At 68.3% G+C, this 17,279-nt stretch carries 13 protein-coding genes; 8 read left to right on the forward strand and 5 right to left on the reverse strand.

Annotated elements, in window-relative coordinates; all coding sequences use genetic code 11:
* Positions 1-88: 88 nt before the first annotated feature.
* Positions 89-949 carry an IclR family transcriptional regulator gene (locus ASC55_RS05740; protein ID WP_055873526.1) on the forward strand — a complete coding sequence of 287 codons (861 nt, stop codon included), beginning with the start codon at positions 89-91 and terminating at the stop codon, positions 947-949.
* A 92-nt stretch (positions 950-1,041) separates the two neighbouring features.
* Here ASC55_RS05740 and ASC55_RS05745 read toward each other — a convergent pair whose 3' ends face one another.
* Positions 1,042-2,028, reverse strand: coding sequence for a LacI family DNA-binding transcriptional regulator (locus ASC55_RS05745; protein ID WP_082524335.1), 987 nt, complete (start codon positions 2,026-2,028; stop codon positions 1,042-1,044).
* A gap of 159 nt (positions 2,029-2,187) precedes the next feature.
* On the opposite strand from ASC55_RS05745, the gene ASC55_RS05750 reads away from it, so the two are divergent.
* The 5 genes from ASC55_RS05750 to ASC55_RS05770 all read left to right on the forward strand — a co-directional run bounded on the left by ASC55_RS05750 (position 2,188) and on the right by ASC55_RS05770 (position 8,853).
* Entirely contained in the window at positions 2,188-3,105 is a 918-nt protein-coding gene (locus ASC55_RS05750) for a carbohydrate ABC transporter permease (RefSeq protein WP_017828770.1), read from the forward strand.
* Positions 3,106-3,151: 46 nt separating this feature from the next.
* Entirely contained in the window at positions 3,152-3,997 is an 846-nt protein-coding gene (locus ASC55_RS05755; RefSeq protein ID WP_017828771.1) for a carbohydrate ABC transporter permease, read from the forward strand.
* Between the two features lie 69 nt (positions 3,998-4,066).
* Positions 4,067-5,422, forward strand: a complete 1,356-nt coding sequence (locus tag ASC55_RS05760; protein WP_055873532.1) for an ABC transporter substrate-binding protein — start codon at positions 4,067-4,069, stop codon at positions 5,420-5,422.
* A gap of 85 nt (positions 5,423-5,507) precedes the next feature.
* Complete coding sequence (locus ASC55_RS05765) at positions 5,508-7,277, forward strand: glycoside hydrolase family 35 protein (RefSeq protein WP_055873535.1); 1,770 nt, start codon at positions 5,508-5,510, stop codon at positions 7,275-7,277.
* Between the two features lie 115 nt (positions 7,278-7,392).
* Positions 7,393-8,853: an MFS transporter gene (locus tag ASC55_RS05770; protein WP_055864728.1), complete on the forward strand. Its 1,461-nt coding sequence runs from the start codon at positions 7,393-7,395 to the stop codon at positions 8,851-8,853.
* A 23-nt stretch (positions 8,854-8,876) separates the two neighbouring features.
* On the opposite strand, the gene ASC55_RS17755 is transcribed toward ASC55_RS05770, so the two are convergent.
* Positions 8,877-9,002 (reverse strand): hypothetical protein, encoded by a 126-nt coding sequence (locus ASC55_RS17755; protein ID WP_268775989.1) that lies wholly within the window; start codon positions 9,000-9,002, stop codon positions 8,877-8,879.
* Positions 9,003-9,100: 98 nt separating this feature from the next.
* On the opposite strand from ASC55_RS17755, the gene ASC55_RS05775 reads away from it, so the two are divergent.
* Positions 9,101-10,987 carry an ABC transporter ATP-binding protein gene (locus tag ASC55_RS05775; RefSeq protein ID WP_055873538.1) on the forward strand — a complete coding sequence of 629 codons (1,887 nt, stop codon included), beginning with the start codon at positions 9,101-9,103 and terminating at the stop codon, positions 10,985-10,987.
* A 143-nt stretch (positions 10,988-11,130) separates the two neighbouring features.
* On the opposite strand, the gene ASC55_RS05780 is transcribed toward ASC55_RS05775, so the two are convergent.
* Positions 11,131-12,993 (reverse strand): phosphoenolpyruvate carboxykinase (GTP), encoded by a 1,863-nt coding sequence (locus ASC55_RS05780; RefSeq protein WP_055864739.1) that lies wholly within the window; start codon positions 12,991-12,993, stop codon positions 11,131-11,133.
* Positions 12,994-13,105: 112 nt separating this feature from the next.
* Here ASC55_RS05780 and ASC55_RS05785 point away from each other — a divergent pair, with 112 nt between their 5' ends.
* Positions 13,106-14,548 (forward strand): helix-turn-helix transcriptional regulator, encoded by a 1,443-nt coding sequence (locus ASC55_RS05785; protein ID WP_017828778.1) that lies wholly within the window; start codon positions 13,106-13,108, stop codon positions 14,546-14,548.
* A 98-nt stretch (positions 14,549-14,646) separates the two neighbouring features.
* On the opposite strand, the gene ASC55_RS05790 is transcribed toward ASC55_RS05785, so the two are convergent.
* Together ASC55_RS05790 and ASC55_RS05795 are read right to left on the reverse strand one after the other, a co-directional pair.
* Positions 14,647-15,693 (reverse strand): winged helix DNA-binding domain-containing protein, encoded by a 1,047-nt coding sequence (locus ASC55_RS05790; protein WP_055873540.1) that lies wholly within the window; start codon positions 15,691-15,693, stop codon positions 14,647-14,649.
* 44 nt (positions 15,694-15,737) lie between these two features.
* Positions 15,738-17,186: a glyceraldehyde-3-phosphate dehydrogenase gene (locus tag ASC55_RS05795; RefSeq protein WP_055873543.1), complete on the reverse strand. Its 1,449-nt coding sequence runs from the start codon at positions 17,184-17,186 to the stop codon at positions 15,738-15,740.
* Positions 17,187-17,279: the final 93 nt, after the last annotated feature.

A 17,279-nucleotide genomic window follows, 5' to 3' on the forward strand; every position in this document is an offset into this window, starting at 1 on the left:
GTACCGGGATGTCACTCACCGTAGCCGCTGTAACCATTTCGTCAAAGGGTGTTGTGACTATGGCAACTATGCGAGATAGACTCACGCTGTGAACACCCCGAAGACTCCCCCCGCGCCCCGACGGAACTCCTCGGGTCTGGGGCGTGATATCGAGATCCTCGAACTGCTCGGCACCGACGAGGCGCTGAGATCCGGGGGGCTCGGCGTCTCCCAGGTCGCACAGTCGACCGGACGGGACAAGGCGGTGGTGTCACGCACCCTGGCGACGCTGGCCGAGAGCGGCCTGGTCGAACGGGACGACGACACGCTGCGCTACCTGCTGGGACCGCGGCTGTACGCACTCGCCGCCCACACCGCCAGCACGACCCTCGTGCACGCCTCGCGCAGCATCCTGCGCCGGCTGGTCCAGTCGACGAGGGAGACCAGCCACCTCTGCGTGCTTCGCGGAGGCAACGTCCTCACCCTGTTGAGCGAACTCAGCCCGCACGATGTGCGGACCACAGGCTGGGCGGGTACGACCACGGCCGCTTGGCGCACCCCCTCGGGGCGGGCACTGCTGAGCGACTGGGATGAGGAGTCCCTCGCGCGATGGTACGAAGATCACGGTCAGGACCGGCCGCTGGTCGGCCGATTCGACCAGTCGGACCCCTCGGTGTTCCCCGTGCTCGATGCCCCGCCCCCCGGCAACGCCCCCGTGACCGATCTCGCCAGCCTCCTGACCGAGCTCGACCGCATCCGCGAGCAGGGTTACGCACTCTCCGACGAGGAGCTCGAGTTCGGCGTCGTCGCCGCGTCCGCACCGATCACTGACTTCACGGGGCGCATCGTCGCCGCGGTGAACGTCAGCGCTCCCAAGGCGCGCATCGGACAGCGCCTCGACGCCCTGGGCGTCTTCGTCTCACGCGCCGCACGGGAGCTCTCGTCGCGGCTGGGAGCGAGCGGAGTCTAACCCGGGCGGAGCCTCGCGCCTCAGGAGGATTCCGTTCTCACTCCCCTCCCCATGCAGGATCTTCTCCGCGACAGCGCGCGGAGTGAGTCGACTCAGCGCTTCCGCGGTGCCGCCGTGCTCTCGCGCACGATGAGTTCGGTGGCCACCAGCGGGGTCTGCTGCCGTTCGACGCCGTCGAGTTCCGCGAGCAGCGCGTCCACCGCGAGCGCTCCCACACGCTCCGGATGCTGCTGCACCGTCGTCAGCGGCGGCCACAGCTGCGCGGCATCGGGCAGGCCGTCGAACCCGACGATGCTGACGTCTTCCGGAACGTCGCGCCCGACCTCACGGAAGGCGCGCAGCACTCCGATCGCCATCTGGTCGTTCGCCGCGAACACGGCGGTGACCCCGTCGATCTCGCGCAGCTCCACACCGGCCGCGTAGCCGGATGCAGCGGTCCAATCGCCCGACAGAGGAGCCGGGACATCACGTCCGTGCCCTTCGAGGGTCTGCTGCCATGCTTCGCGCCGACGCTCCGCGGAGTACGAGCGCGCGGGGCCGGTGACATGCCACACCGTGTCGTGCCCGAGCCCGAGCAGGTGCTCGGTCGCCAGACGCGCACCCTGCGCCTGGTCGGTGTCCACGAACGGGTGGGTGTCTCCGCGGTTCGAGTCGACGAACACGACCGGAAGCGCGTCGGGGATCTCGATGTCGGCCTCGTCGAGCTGATGAGCCTCGATCACGATGATGATGCCGTCGACCGCGTGTTCCTCCAGTCGTCGGAATGCTCCGGCCACCGTCTCACCGGCACTGGATTCGACGGGGATGAGGGTGAGGGCGTAGCCGAGCTGGGCGGCGCGTACGGCGATCGCATCGAGCGTGCGCTGGTTGCCGTACGAGCTGAACGAGAACATCACGACACCGATGGTGCGGAATCGCCCTGATCGCAGCGCTCGAGCGGCACTGTTGGGTCGATAGCCGAGGCTGTTCATGGCCGCTTCGACGCGCTCGCGCGTGGCGGCGCCGACGTATCCCCTGGCATTCACGACGCGGGACACCGTCTGACCGGAGACACCGGCCTCCCTGGCGACGTCTTCCATCGAGGGCTCGCGTCTGCGCGTCGACGTCGCTGTCGGATGCTCTGGGGTCACGATCACCCATCCCCTCATATGTTGACGTTGACACACTACCAGTCCATCCAATATGTTGACGTTGACACACGGCGCACGGTGCGCCCGAAACGTAAGAAGGACTCGTCGATGACGACTGAAATCCCCGCAGCCCTGGGTGCCCCCGGCATCCGGCGCCGCGACAAGCGCGACTGGAAGGGATGGGCCTTCGTCGGCCCGTTCATGGTCGTGTTCGCCCTGGTGTTCCTGACACCCCTCGCCTATGCGCTCTACCTGAGCTTCTTCCAGGAGAAGCTCATCGGCGGCACCGCTTTCGTCGGGCTGGACAACTACGCACGCGCACTCTCCGATCCGCAATTCTGGGAGGCGTTCGGCCGCGTGCTGGTCTTCCTCGTCGTGCAAGTGCCGATCATGCTGATCCTCGCGCTCGGAGCCGCTCTCGCCCTCGACAGCGCCCGCCTGCGCGGAGCATCCTTCTTCCGCATCCTGATCTTCCTGCCCTACGCCGTCCCCGCGGTGGTGGCGGTACTGATGTGGGGCTACATCTACGGAGACCAGTTCGGTCTCACGAGCAACATCAACGACTTCCTCGGGGTCGACGCGATCACCCCGTTCGCGAAGGAATGGATGCTGCTCTCGATCGGCAACATCGTCACGTGGGAGTTCGTCGGCTACAACATGCTGATCTTCTACTCCTCACTCAAGACCATCCCGACCGACATGTACGAGGCCGCTTCCCTCGACGGCGCCGGGGCCTGGCGCACGATCTTCTCGATCAAGATCCCCTCCGTGCGCGGGGCGCTCGTGATCGCGACGATCTTCTCGATCATCGGGAGCTTCCAGCTCTTCAACGAGCCCAACATCCTGCGTCCGCTGGCACCGAACGTGATCACCACGTTCTTCACCCCGAACATGTACGCGTACAACCTGTCGTTCGCCGGGCAGCAGTTCAACTACGCCGCGACGATCGCCATCATCATGGGCGTCATCACCGCGGTCATCGCCTACGTCGTGCAGCTGCGCGGCTCGAAGTCGGAGGTGCGCTGACATGGCACTCCCCCTCGCCCGTCCCTCTCGCAGACGCCATGACCCGATGAATCCGCGTAAGTCCAACACGCTGCTCATCGTCATGATCCTGTACGCGCTGTACACCCTCGTCCCGCTGGTCTGGCTGCTGTTCAGCTCGACCAAGACGCAGGCCGGACTCTTCAGCTCGTTCGGACTGTGGTTCGCCGACGACTTCGCCTTCATCGACAACCTCGTCGCCACGTTCTCCTACCGCGACGGCATCTTCCTGCGCTGGTTGGGCAACACCCTGCTGTACGTGGTGGTGGGTGCGGGAGGAGCGACGCTGCTGGCCACCATGGCGGGTTACGGACTCGCGAAGTTCCGCTTCCCCGGGCGCCGTGCGGTGTTCGCCGTGGTCCTGGGCGCCGTGGCCGTTCCCGGCACCGCCCTCGCGGTCCCGACCTTCCTGCTCTTCAGCGAGCTCGGGCTGACCAACACCCCGTGGGCGGTGATCATCCCCTCGCTGATCAGCCCGTTCGGTCTGTACCTGATCTGGGTGTTCGCGTCCGAGTCGGTGCCCACCGAGCTGCTCGAAGCGGCCCGTATCGACGGTGCCGGCGAGTTCCGCACGTTCTTCACGATCTCGATGCGACTGCTCGCACCCGGCATCGTGACGGTCGCGCTGTTCACGGTGGTCGCCACCTGGAACAACTACTTCCTGCCCCTGATCATGCTGTCCGACCCCGCGTGGTATCCGCTCACCGTCGGGTTGAACCAGTGGAGCGCCCAGGCCATCGGGGCCGGATCCCAGCCCATCTACAACCTCGTGATCATGGGCTCGCTGCTCACGATCATCCCGATCGTCATCGCCTTCCTGCTGCTGCAGCGTTTCTGGCAGTCAGGTCTCACCGCGGGAAGCGTCAAGCAGTAGCTCCCCGCACCTCCCCTGCATCACCTCGGCGATCCGACGCTGGATCGCCCCTCCCGAAAGGACACAGCAATGAAGCACCTTCCCTCCCCGACGCGGCGCACCCTCGCGGTGCTGGCCGCGGGAACCGTGGCAGCGCTGGCGCTGGCCGGTTGCAGCACCGGCGGCGACACCGGTGCCGGCGGCAACGCGGGCTCCGGCTCCTTCGACTCCATCGAGGCCGCACTCGAGAAGGGCGGCGAGATCACGTACTGGTCGTGGACGCCGTCTGCCGAGGCGCAGGTCGAGGCGTTCCAGAAGGAGTACCCCAACGTCAAGGTCAAGCTGGTGAACGCCGGGACCAACAACGAGGAGTACACCAAGCTGCAGAACGCGATCAAGGCGGGTTCCGGCGCGCCGGATGTCGTGCAGATCGAGTACTACGCCTTCCCGCAGTTCGCCCTGACCGACGCCTTCACCGACCTGTCCCAGTACGGTTTCGCGGACTTCGAGGACGACTACACCGCCTCGACCTGGAACTCGGTGACCGACGGCGACGCGATCTACGGCCTGCCGCAGGACTCCGGCCCCATGGCGCTGTTCTACAACAAGACGGTGTTCGACGCCGCCGGCGTCGCCGTGCCCACCACCTGGGACGAGTACTACGAGGCCGCCAAGGCGATCCACGCGGCGAACCCCGACGCGTACATCACCAACGACACGGGAGATGCAGGCTTCGCGACCTCGATGATCTGGCAGGCCGGCGGAAAGCCGTTCGAGACCTCGGGTACCGACGTCACGATCGACCTGCAGGACGCCGGGTCCGTGAAGTGGACCGAGAACTGGAACCGCCTCGTCGAGGAGGACCTGCTCGCACCGTACGGCAGCTGGAGCGACGAGTGGTTCCGCGCCCTGGGCGACGGCAGCCTCGCCAGCCTCGTGATCGGCGCATGGATGCCCGCGAACCTCATCTCGGGTGCCCCCGACGGTGCCGGAGACTGGCGCGTCGCGCCGATGCCGACGTACGACGGCGCCCCGGCGAGCGCGGAGAACGGCGGTGGCGGCCAGGCCGTCACGAAGCAGAGCAAGAACCCGGAGCTGGCTGCCGGATTCCTGTGGTGGCTGAACAACTCGGAGGAGAGCATCTCGATCTTCCTCGAGACCGGCGGCTTCCCCTCGACCACCGCTGAGCTGTCGAGCAAGGAGTTCCTCGCCGAGGCCCCGGAGTACTTCGGCGGTCAGAAGATCAACGAGGTCCTCGCCGCTGCGGCCGATGACGTGGTCGAGGGCTGGAGCTACCTGCCCTACCAGGTCTACGCGAACAGCATCTTCGGCGACACCGTCGGCCAGTCGTACCAGGACGGCACCGACCTGAACAAGGGCCTCACCGCCTGGCAGGACGCGCTGGTCGAGTACGGCAACGCGCAGGGCTTCAGCGTCAACAAGTGATACCCGCGGGCTGAACCGGTTCCGGCCCCCCATCCCCCACCCCACGGGACCGGTTCAGCCCGCCTCATCGAAAGCACCACGACACGTGACATCCTTCTCCCTCGGCGACACCGACTTCCTCCGCGACGGACAGCCGCATCAGGTGATCTCCGGCGCCATCCACTACTTCCGCGTGCACCCCGACCAGTGGCAGGACCGCATCCGCAAGGCCCGGTTGATGGGGCTGAACACGATCGAGACCTACGTCGCCTGGAACGCGCACGAACCGCGACGCGGCGAGTGGGACGCGAGCGGATGGAACGACCTCGGACGCTTCCTCGACCTGATCCACGCCGAGGGCCTCGACGCGATCGTGCGACCCGGCCCCTACATCTGCGCCGAGTGGCACAACGGAGGACTTCCCGTGTGGCTGACCGGGAGCGTCGAGGGGCTGCGCTCCTCCGCTGCCGACTTCCTGGTGGAAGTGAGCGCCTACCTGCGCCGCGTGTACGACATCGTCGCTCCGCGGCAGATCGATCGGGGCGGCCCCGTCGTGCTGGTGCAGATCGAGAACGAGTACGGCGCCTACGGATCCGACCGGGCCTATCTCGAGGCTCTGGTCGCCGTCACCCGCGATGCCGGGATCACCGTTCCGCTGACGACCGTCGATCAGCCCGTCGATCAGATGCTGAGCGACGGCAGCCTCCCCGAGCTGCACAAGACCGGGTCGTTCGGCTCCCGCAGCGCGGAACGGCTGGCGACCCTGCGCCGGCACCAGAGCACCGGTCCGCTGATGTGCTCGGAGTTCTGGGACGGCTGGTTCGACTGGTGGGGCGGCGTGCATCACACCACCGATGTCGCCACGGCCGCCGCCGACCTCGACGAGCTGCTGGCGGCCGGGGCTTCGGTCAACATCTACATGTTCCACGGCGGCACCAACTTCGCGCTGACCAACGGCGCGAACCACAAGGGTCGCTATCTGCCGCTGGTGACCTCATACGACTACGACGCCCCGCTCGACGAGGCCGGCAACCCCACGGAGAAGTTCTTCGCCTTCCGCGAGGTCATCGCCCGGTATGCGCCGGTGCCGGATGAGCTTCCGGCTGCGGCCGAGGCAGCGCCCGCGTTCGAAGTTCCGCTCACGCCCGCGGGCGCCTGGACGGACCTCGCGGGTCCTGCGTCGACGACCGCGCAGCCCGAGACCTTCGACACACTCGGCCACCTCAGCGCCCTCGTGCGCTACGACACCGAGCTTCGGGATGCACGCGGCGGATTGCTCGTCGTCGACGAGGTGCGCGATCTGGCGTGGGTGAGCGTCGACGACCGCGTGGTCGGCACGCTCTCGCGCACCCGGCACGACCGGGCGATCCGCATCCCGGACGGCCGGACCCTCAGCATCCTGGTCGAGGATCAGGGTCGGGTGAACTACGACCACCGCCTCGGCGAGGAGAAGGGTCTGATCGGCGAGATCACCCTCGACGGCGCGCCGGTGACGGGCTGGCGCTCGACGCCGTTGGATGTCGCCGCGATCGCGGCGGAGGTCGACGCCGAGATCGATACCGAGTTCGATGCCCCTGCCGGTGCCGACGCCGCCGATGTCCTCAAAACGGGCCCGGCCGCGTGGACCAGCTCGTTCACCCTGGATGCACCGACGGACCTCTTCCTCGACACCATGGCCTGGAGCAAGGGCTACGCGTTCGTGAACGGTTTCTTCCTCGGCCGCTACTGGCGCAACGGTCCGCAGCGCACGCTCTCCGTGCCCGCACCTGCCACGAGAGAGGGGGCGAACCGTCTGGTCGTGCTGGAACTCGAGAACGTCGTGGAGCCGCGCGCCGTCTTCGTCGGTGCCCCCTCGCTCGGCGACACGGAGGAATAGCACCGCTGAGGTGCCCTCCCGGATGACACGCGAAAAGCGCGCACAGCAAACACTCAGGAAGGCGTAAACTCGCCCGAGTCCCTTGGTATACCGGGGACTCGATCGGAGGAGTTCCATGAGTACTGCCACTGCGCCCGCGAATCCTCGCTCGCGCGTCATCACCGCGAGCCTGGTCGGCACCACGATCGAGTTCTACGACTTCTACGCCTATGCCACGGCTGCCGTACTCGTGTTCCCGGTGCTGTTCTTCCCCACCGGGAACGACACCACCTCGCTCCTGTCGTCGTTCGCGGTGTTCGGCGCCGCGATGGTCGCCCGCCCCATCGGCGCCGTGGTGTTCGGCCACTTCGGCGACAAGTTCGGGCGCAAAGCCACGCTGGTGGCCTCGCTGCTGACGATGGGCATCGCGACCTTCGTCATCGGCCTGCTGCCGACGTACCAGGACATCGGGTGGTGGGCGGCACTCCTGCTGCTGATCCTCCGGCTCGCGCAGGGCTTCGCGCTCGGCGGCGAGTGGTCGGGTGCGGCGCTGGTCGCCACCGAGAACGCCCCGAAGGGCAAGCGCGCCTGGTACGGCACCTTCCCGCAGCTGGGGGCACCGCTGGGCTTCATCATCGCGAACTTCCTCTTCCTCGCCATCAACTGGCTGCTGCCGCATGCCGAGAACCCGGTGCTGAAGTCCGAGGCGTTCCTCTCCTGGGGCTGGCGCATCCCGTTCCTGTTCTCGGCCGTGATGGTCATCATCGGGCTGTGGGTGCGACTGAAGCTCGTCGAGTCCGACACCTTCAAGAAGGCCGAGACGAAGGGCGTGATCCGCAAGCTCCCGCTCGCGACCGTCTTCCGTCACCACTGGAAGCAGCTCATCCTCGGCACGTTCATCATGCTGGCGACCTACGTGCTGTTCTATCTGATGACGAACTTCACCCTCGCCTACGGCACCAAGCCCGCATCGCTGGAGACGGCATCGGCCGCAGCGAAGGCCGCGGCAGAGGCGACGGGCGCCCCGTTCGACCCGACCAAGTTCGCGGCCCAGTTCTATCCCGGCCTCGGCTTCGGCTACACCGACTTCGTGCTGATGCAGATCATCGGCGTCGTGTTCTTCGGCATCTTCACGCTCCTCTCCGGCCCCATCGCCGACGCGATCGGACGACGCAAGCTCCTGCTGTGGGTCACAGGTGTGATCATCGTGTTCGGCTTCACGTTCAACACGTTCCTGCTCCCTGCCGCCGACCCGAAGTTCACCGGTGCGCTCGCACAGGCCTTCCTGGTGTTCGGCTTCATGCTGATGGGAGCAACGTTCGGCCCGATGGGCGCTCTGCTGCCCGAGCTGTTCCCGACCAACGTCAGGTACACCGGCTCGGCGATCGCGTACAACGTGTCGTCGATCCTGGGCGCGGCCGTGGCGCCGCTGATCGCGCTCTGGCTGTGGTCGCTCGGTGACGGCGCTCCGTGGCTGGTGGGCCTGTATCTGTCGGCGATGGGTGTGCTGACCTTCATCGCGCTCCTCCTCAGCCCGGAGACCAAGGACCACGACTACGACGACGACCTCGGCGTCGCGGCTGCCGTCGAGCTGTGATCCTGCGGCCGTGACGACTCACGTCACGGCCGCAGGAACTCCTCGATCGCGGCGATCGTGGTGGTGGTGTCGAGATGCCGCGCGGCGCGGATCCCGCGCACTCGATCAGTTCGTGGGTGCCGGTGCCGCAGCAGGCGTCCCAGATGCATCGACGATTCTGCCGCCACCGAGCCGCGTTCAGCCCCTCCATAGGATTCGACCGCGAACGAAGTACGGTCGAAGTACCATCTCCAGATAGAGGTCCCGCATGTCCGGTTCGGCGACAGCACGCCGCCGCGGACGTGGCGCACAGCCCGAAGGCCCCCGCGCCACCTTCCGCCAGCTCCTCCCCTTCCTCTTCGAGCACAAGCGCACCCTGATCGTGGTCGCCGTGCTCAGCGTCATCGGCGCGGCGACGTCGCTCGTGCAGCCGTTGCTCGTGGGTCAGGTCATCGAGGCGGTGCAGTCCGACACCGGCATCGGGATCCTCGTGTGGCTGCTCGTGGGCTTCGTGGTCGTGTCGTCTGTCATCTCCGGCTTCCAGCACTACCTCCTCCAGCGCACGGGCACGGCGGTCGTGTACTCGAGCCGCCGCAAGCTGATCGCCCGCATCCTGCATCTGCCCACGTCGGAGTTCGATGCCCGCCGCACCGGCGACCTCGTCTCGCGCGTGGGCACCGACACGACCCTGCTCTACGCCGTGCTCACCCAGGGCCTCGCAGACGCGGTCGGCAGCGCCGTGCTCTTCCTCGGCGCGCTCATCGCGATGCTCGTGATCGATCCCATCCTGCTGCTGCTCATCGTCGTGGTGATCGGCATCTCGGTCGCGGTGGTCGTGTTGCTCAGCGGGCGCATCCGCACCGCATCGACCGCGCAGCAGGAGAAGGTGGGCGAGCTGGCCTCCGGTGTCGAACGCGCCGTGGGCTCGATCCGCACCATCCGCGCGTCTGGTGCGACCGAGCGCGAGACCACCGCGGTGTCCGAGCTCGCCTCCGACGCCTACGGCATCGGCGTGCGCATCGCCAAGATCTCCTCGATGGTCGTGCCCGTCTCCGGCATCGCCCTGCAGCTGTCGCTGCTCGTCGTCCTCGGCGTGGGCGGATTCCGCGTGGCCGCAGGAGCCATCACGATCGCCTCGCTGATCTCGTTCATCATGTTCCTGTTCCTGCTCGTGATGCCGCTGGCCACGACGTTCGGAGCGATCACCTCGGTGAACCAGGCCCTCGGGGCGCTCGGACGCATCCAGGAGGTGCTCGACCTGCCCACCGAGTCGCAGGACGATGAGAAGATCGCCGCGTCGCTGCCCCGTGAGACGGCAGCACCGGATGCGCCGGCGATCGAATTCCGCGACGTGCGCTTCCACTACCCCGCGAACGTCGTGGCCGCGCGTCAGGCCGCCGCCAAGGAAGCACGGAATCTGCTCGCCGACGCGCACCTGGAATCGGCAGAGGATGCCGCGCCGGCCGCCCAGGACCACGAAGTGCTGCGCGGGGTCTCCTTCGCCGTGCCGCACGGCTCCCGCGTCGCGCTGGTCGGCCCCAGCGGTGCGGGCAAGAGCACGATCCTGTCGCTGATCGAGCGCTTCTACGACCCCACGGGCGGATCGATCCGCCTGCACGGTCACGACGCGCGCACCTACCCGCGCGACGAGCTCCGCGCCCACTTCGGCTACGTCGAACAGGATGCGCCGACGCTGGCCGGCACACTCGCCGAGAACCTGCGGCTCGCCTCCCCCGAAGCGACGGACGCCGACTGCGAACGAGTGCTGCGCGCCGTGAACCTGGGCGACGTGCTGGAGCGCAACCCGCTCGGCATCGAGGCACCGGTGGGCGAGGACGGCGTGATGCTCTCCGGTGGTGAGCGTCAGCGTCTCGCGATCGCCCGCGCCCTGCTCACCGACGCCCCGATCCTGCTGCTCGACGAGTCCACGTCATCACTCGACGGCGTGAACGAGCAACGCATGCGCGAGGCCATCGACGCGGTATCCACCGACCGCACGCTCATCGTGATCGCGCACCGCCTCTCGACCGTCGTCGACAGCGACCTGATCGTGGTGCTGCAGGACGGCGTCGTGGTCGGCCAGGGTACGCACACCGAGCTCGTGGAATCGACGCCGCTGTACCGCGACCTCGCACGTCACCAGCTGCTCGCCTGACGCCACCCGTTCCCGGGCAACACGAAGGCGGGACGTCGGAGACCACTCAGCCATGGGTTCGTCTCTGATGTCCCGCCTTCGCGGGTCTGCAGGGCACGGAGCCCTGAGGGTGCCGGCTCCCCCGAACCGGCACCGGTCTGGGGTTACGCCTTGTCGAGGCGGTAGCGCAGCGAGGCCAGCTCGGCGCGCAGGGCCGCGGGAACCTTGTCACCGAAGGTGTCGTAGAACGCCTCGGTCAGGTCGGCCTCGGTCTTCCACGCCTCGGCATCGACGGAGAACAGCTCGTCGAGGTCGGCGGCGGGGATGTCGAGTCCGTCGAGGTTGAGGTCCTCCACGCGCGGCAGGCGTCCGATCGGGCTGTCGACCGCGGAGACATCGCCCGCGATGCGGCGGATGATCCAGTCGACGACACGCGAGTTGTCGCCGAAGCCCGGCCACAGGAACCGGCCGTCGGCACCGCGGCGGAACCAGTTCACCTGGAAGATGCGCGGCGCCCGGTCGAAGCGAAGACCGCGACCGACCTTGAGCCAGTGACCGAAGTAGTCCGCCATGTTGTAGCCGCAGAAGGGCAGCATCGCGAACGGGTCGCGGCGCAGCTCCCCCACGGTTCCCTCAGCGGCAGCGGTGCGCTCGGACGAGATGTTCGAGCCGAGGAAGACGCCGTGCGTCCAGTCGGTGGCCTCGACCACGAGCGGGACGTTGCTGGCGCGGCGTCCGCCGAACAGGATGACGTCGAGCGGCACGGCCTCTTCCCAGTCCTCGGAGATCTGCGGGCACTGCGCCGCCGACACCGTGAAGCGGGAGTTGGGGTGCGCGGCCGGTCGGCCGGACTCAGGGGTCCAGTCGTTGCCCTCCCAGTCGATCAGGTGCGCGGGCGCCTCGTCGGTCAGACCCTCCCACCACACGTCGCCGTCGGGGCGGAGCGCGACGTTGGTGAAGATCGTGTTGCCCCACAGCGTCTCGACCGCGGTGACGTTGGTCGACTCGCCGGTGCCGGGTGCGACGCCGAAGAAGCCGGCCTCGGGGTTGATGGCCCACATGCGGCCGTCTTCGCCCGGACGGATCCAGGCGATGTCGTCACCGAGGGTCTCGACGCGCCAGCCGGGGATGGTCGGGCGGAGCATCGCGAGGTTCGTCTTCCCGCAGGCCGACGGGAAGGCTGCGGCCACGTGGTACGCCTTGCCCTGGGGGTCGATCACGCGGATGAGCAGCATGTGCTCGGCGAGCCAGCCCTCGTCGCGGGCGATCACCGAGGCGATGCGCAGCGCGAAGCACTTCTTGGCCAGGATCGCGTTGCCGCCGTAGCCCGAGCCGTAGGAGTAGACCTCGAGCGTCTCGGGGAAGTGCACGATGTACTTGTCGTCGTTGCAGGGCCACTCGGCATCCTGCTCGCCCGGTGCGAGCGGAGCACCGACCGAGTGCACGGTCTTGACCCACGGCGCACCCTCGGCGATCTGACGCGTCACGGCATCGCCGACGCGGGTCATGATGCCGATGGAGGCGACCGCGTAGGCGCTGTCGGTGATCTGGACGCCGATGTGCGAGAGCGGGCCGCCGACGCGTCCCATCGAGAACGGCACGACGTACATCGTGCGGCCGCGCATCGATCCCTCGAAGATCTCGTCCATCTTGGCGTGCATCTCGGCGGGGGCCGCCCAGTTGTTCGTGGGGCCCGCGTCCTCTTCGCGCTCGGAGGAGATGAAGGTGCGTCCCTCGGTGCGGGCGACATCGCTGGGGTGCGAACGGGCGAGGTAGGAACCGGGGCGCCATTCGGGGTTGAGCTTGATCAGCTTGCCCTCGTCGACGAGTCCGCGCAGGAGCCAGTCGTTCTCGGCGGGCGAGCCGTCGACCCAGTGCACGGCGTCGGGCTGGGTGAGTGCGCGGATCTCCTCGACCCAGGCGGCCAGCTCGGCCATCGCGGGGGTGTCATACGTCGGAGCCGCGCCGAACGTACGCGTCTGTGCGACGGGAGACGTGCGGGGGGTGAAGACTTCGGCGATAGCCATGACGTGTGCTCCTTTGAAGTGTGGGGCGTTGCACCTATCTTCTTCCGGTTCGAGCGCGACTTTCGGCCATTTCGAGCGATAAGAACTTCAATTCTTTCGCTAGACTCAAGGAATGGCGTCCTCCGGCATCCACCTCACGACTCTCGGCCACCGCATCCGTCACCACCGGTTGGAGAACGGGTTCACGCTCGACGAGCTCGGTGCTCTCGTCGGCGTCGCCGGTTCGCAGCTGAGCCTGATCGAGAACGGCAAGCGCGAGCCGAAGCTCTCGCTGCTGCAGGCGATCGCCCAGGCGACCAAGACGGAGGTGACCGATCTCATCTCCGGGGAGCCGCCGAACCGCCGTGCCGCTCTCGAGATCGCCCTGGAACGCGCGCAGGAGAGCCCGGTCTTCCGCCAGCTCGGCGTCGCGCCCGTGCGCGTGACCAAGGGCATGAGCGACGAGACCATCGAATCGGTCCTCGGCCTGCACCGGGAGCTGGAGCGTCGCGAACGCGAGGCCATCGCCACACCGGAGGAGGCGCGGCGCGCGAACACCGAGCTGCGGCTGCGGATGCGCGCGCAGAACAACTACCTCCCCGAGATCGAGAAGCTCGCCGAGAAGCACCTCAAGGCCGCGGGACACGTGCAGGGCGCTCTCACGCACCGCACCGTGAGCATCATGGCCGAGAAGCTCGGATTCGAGCTGATCTACGTCAACGACCTCCCCCATTCGACCCGATCGGTCACCGACCTCGAGAACGGACGCATCTACCTGCCGCCGGCCTCGATCCCCGGCGGTCACGGTCTGCGGTCGATGGCGCTGCAGGCCATGGCGCACCGCCTGCTCGGGCACGCCCCGCCCACCGACTACGCCGACTTCCTGCAGCAGCGCCTCGAGATCAACTACTTCGCCGCGTGCTGCCTGATGCCGGAGACCGCATCGGTCGCGTTCCTGCAGCAGGCGAAGAAGGATCGCAACCTCGCGGTCGAGGACTTCCGGGACGGCTTCGGCGTGACGCACGAGGCGGCGGGCATGCGCATGACCAACCTGCTGACGCAGCACCTCGGCATGGCGCTGCATTTCCTGCGCGTCGACTCCACCGGCGCCATCACCCGCGTGTACGAGAACGACGACCTGCCGCTGCCGATGGATGTGACGGGCGCGGTCGAGGGACAGCGGGTGTGCCGGAAGTTCCAGGCGCGCGCGGCGTTCACGCAGCAGAACCGCACGGTCGAGCACCATCAGTACACCGACACCCCCTCCGGCACGTTCTGGTGCTCCACCCAGACCGGCTCGTCGAGCGATGGCGAGTTCTCGGTGACCGTCGGCGTGCCCTTCGACGACGCACGATGGTGGCGTGGACGCGAGACCGGCGACAGGGCCGTGTCGACCTGCCCCGACGAGTCGTGCTGCCGACGCCCCTCGGCCGAGCTGAGCGACCGTTGGAGCGGACGGGCCTGGCCGAGCGCACGCGTGCACACCCACATGTTCTCCCCGCTCCCCCGCGGCGCGTTCCCCGGTGTCGACGACAACGAGGTCTACAACTTCCTCGCACGCCACGCGAGCGAGTAGTCGCGGCGGCCGGTCGAGGCAGGAGCGCGCGCCGAGGCGGGAGCGGGCGCCGCGGCGGAGCAGGAGCGGGCGCCGAGGCGCGAGGATGCCGCGCCGGCTCAGTCGTCGGCGAACGCGGCGAACCGGGCGAGGGCGGCGGCCACCGCGGCGGGATCCTCCGGCCGCTCGAACAGCGCGGGCGGAGCGTCGCGTGTCGCGCCCGCGTGCGACCAGGTGCCGATCACGCGCCCCTGCTCGACGAGGGTCGGACGCACCATCCCGTTCTTGCCGGGGCCGACGGCTGCGAGATGCTCCTGCGCGCAGACGGTCGTGCGGTCGGCGTAGGAGATGTAGTACTCGTCGAACGCGCCGAGGGCGTGGACGGACGGCGCCCCGGTCGTGCGTCGAGGGCGCCGGCGGGGCGCGAAGAGTCCGTCGCCGAGGTCCTCCACCCTCTCGGCCGCCCGCGCGGCCGCCTCGCGCGCCTGGCCGAGGGTGAGCCCCGACCACCAGGCGAAGTCGGCGATCGCGGCGGGGCCGTGTCCGTCGATGTAGCGGACGAACAACTCGGCGAGCGGATCGTCGGGGACGGCGTGCTCGCGGATGTGTTCCTCCACGAGCACGAAACGCTGCTCGCGGGTGACACCTTCCCGCGGGACGACGGGTCCCTGGCAGATCAGGCCGTCGATCGTGAGGGTGAACAGCAGATGGATGCCGCGCTGGCCCGCGGGATCGATGCCGATGCCCTCGAGGATCTCGAACACCTCGGCACGGGTGCACCCGCCGTCGCGCAGCGCCGGGGTCAGTGCCCTGACGGCCGCGACGACCATGTCGTCGTCGATGCCGAGGTCGCGGTGTCGGGAGGCCGCCTGCTGACGCTGCCGCCCGGCGGTGACCTGGAGCATCCAGCCGAGGTCGCGCGCGGGAACCGTGTGCAGTGTGCCGCGCATGGTCCAGCCGCGCACGATGTCACCGCGGTCGAAGGCGCGGTCGACGTCGCGCAGCCGCACCGGGTTCGCGGTGCGGACGGCGAGCGCCCATCGTCCGGCCGTGAAGTCCTGACTCTGCACGGCGAGCATGTGATGCGCGGCATCCGTCACGGTGCGTGCCGGCGCCGTGAGCCGGTGCGATCGGAGGCGCTCGGCGAGCAGGGTCGCGGTCTTCATGACCTCATCATGCCGGGCGCCACCGACCCGGCGCACGGATCGCGTCAGCCCTGCAGGGTGACCTCTGGACGTTCGGGGAGCACGATCGGGTGCGAGCCCGCCATGACCTCGAGCACGCGGATGACCTGGCAGGAGTACCCGAACTCGTTGTCGTACCAGACGTAGAGGATGAGGGTGTCCTCGTCGGCGATCGTGGCGAGGCCGTCGACGATGCCCGCCCGGTGGGAGCCGACGAAGTCGGTGGAGACCACGTCGGGGCTCTCGACGTAGTCGATCTGCTGACGAAGCTTCGAGTGCAGCGACACGCGGCGCAGGTAGTCGTTGACCTGGTCCTTCGTGGCGGGGCGCGCGATCGTCAGGTGCAGCACGGCGAGCGAGACGTCGGGGGTGGGAACGCGGATCGAGCTGCCGGTGAGCTTGCCCTCCAGCTGCGGGAGCGCCTTGGCGACCGCCTTCGCGGCCCCCGTCTCAGTGATGACCATGTTGAGCACCGCCGAGCGTCCGCGACGGTCGCCCTTGTGGAAGTTGTCGATCAGGTTCTGGTCGTTCGTGAACGAGTGCACGGTCTCGACGTGCCCCTTGACGACGCCGTACGCCTCGTCGATCGCCGCCAGCACGGGCGTGATGGCGTTGGTCGTGCAGGATGCGGCCGAGAGGATGCGGTCGGTGTCGGCGATCGTATCGTCGTTGATCCCGTGGACGATGTTCTTGAGGGGGCTCTTCCCCGGCGCGGTGAGCAGCACACGGGCGACGCCCTTGGAACGCAGGTGCTGCGAGAGGCCGGCTTCGTCGCGCCAGCGCCCGGTGTTGTCGACGACGATCGCGTCGTGGATGCCGTGGGCGGTGTAGTCGATGGTCGCGGGGTCGTCGGAGTAGATCACCTGGATGCGGGTGCCGTTCGCGATGATCTGCTCGGCTTCCTCGTCGACGGTGACCGACCCGGCGAACCGACCGTGCACGGAGTCGCGCAGCAGCAGGGATGCGCGCTTGACGAGGTCGTTCTCGGCGCCGCGGCGGACGACGATGGCGCGCAGACGCAGTCCGCTGCCTCCGCCGGTGTGGGCGATGAGGATGCGGGCGAGGAGGCGACCGATGCGTCCGAAGCCGTAGAGGACGACGTCGGTGGGTTCGGCGGCGACGGCTCCCATGGCGGGCGCGAGCACCTCGGCGAGGTAGGTCTCCAGCGGCTGCCCGCTCTCGGCGTGCCCGGCGACGAGCCGGGCGACGTCGAGGGAGGAGGCGCCGGGAGCAAGTGCATGGATCGCTTCCAGCACGGCGAGGCTGTCTTCGATCGGGAGCCGCTCATGCCCGAGCTGCGCGACGCGCTCGTGCACTTCGACGAGGCCGGTCGCCGACAGGCCGAGCAGCCGGTGCCCGTGGAGAGAGGTGACCACGTCGTGTTCGCGTCGGAGCGCCCCGATGAGCGGGATCATCCGCTCCGCCAGCTCTTCGCTCTCAGTCCAGTCGTCGCGGTGTGCCGCGGAATCGTTCATCTGCGTCCTTGCATGTGTGAGCGCGCGCCGAGATCGCCGGCGCGCGGGTTGCCGGGTGAATCGGGGGATGCATCCAGCGTACAAGTCGCGGGA

Origin of the sequence: Microbacterium sp. Root322, from assembly GCF_001425645.1 — a bacterium.
Classification (GTDB): domain Bacteria; phylum Actinomycetota; class Actinomycetes; order Actinomycetales; family Microbacteriaceae; genus Microbacterium; species Microbacterium maritypicum.

Excerpts from the sequence above, each read along its gene's own strand:
- ASC55_RS05745 (WP_082524335.1), bottom strand. The coding sequence starts at position 2,028 with ATGGAAGACGTCGCCAGGGAGGCCGGTGTCTCCGGTCAGACGGTGTCC.
- ASC55_RS05750 (WP_017828770.1), top strand. The coding sequence starts at position 2,188 with ATGACGACTGAAATCCCCGCAGCCCTGGGTGCCCCCGGCATCCGGCGC.
- ASC55_RS05755 (WP_017828771.1), top strand. The coding sequence starts at position 3,152 with ATGAATCCGCGTAAGTCCAACACGCTGCTCATCGTCATGATCCTGTAC.
- ASC55_RS05760 (WP_055873532.1), top strand. The coding sequence starts at position 4,067 with ATGAAGCACCTTCCCTCCCCGACGCGGCGCACCCTCGCGGTGCTGGCC.
- ASC55_RS05770 (WP_055864728.1), top strand. The coding sequence starts at position 7,393 with ATGAGTACTGCCACTGCGCCCGCGAATCCTCGCTCGCGCGTCATCACC.
- ASC55_RS17755 (WP_268775989.1), bottom strand. The coding sequence starts at position 9,002 with ATGCATCTGGGACGCCTGCTGCGGCACCGGCACCCACGAACTGATCGA.
- ASC55_RS05775 (WP_055873538.1), top strand. The coding sequence starts at position 9,101 with ATGTCCGGTTCGGCGACAGCACGCCGCCGCGGACGTGGCGCACAGCCC.
- ASC55_RS05780 (WP_055864739.1), bottom strand. The coding sequence starts at position 12,993 with ATGGCTATCGCCGAAGTCTTCACCCCCCGCACGTCTCCCGTCGCACAG.
- ASC55_RS05785 (WP_017828778.1), top strand. The coding sequence starts at position 13,106 with ATGGCGTCCTCCGGCATCCACCTCACGACTCTCGGCCACCGCATCCGT.
- ASC55_RS05790 (WP_055873540.1), bottom strand. The coding sequence starts at position 15,693 with ATGAAGACCGCGACCCTGCTCGCCGAGCGCCTCCGATCGCACCGGCTC.
- ASC55_RS05795 (WP_055873543.1), bottom strand. The coding sequence starts at position 17,186 with ATGAACGATTCCGCGGCACACCGCGACGACTGGACTGAGAGCGAAGAG.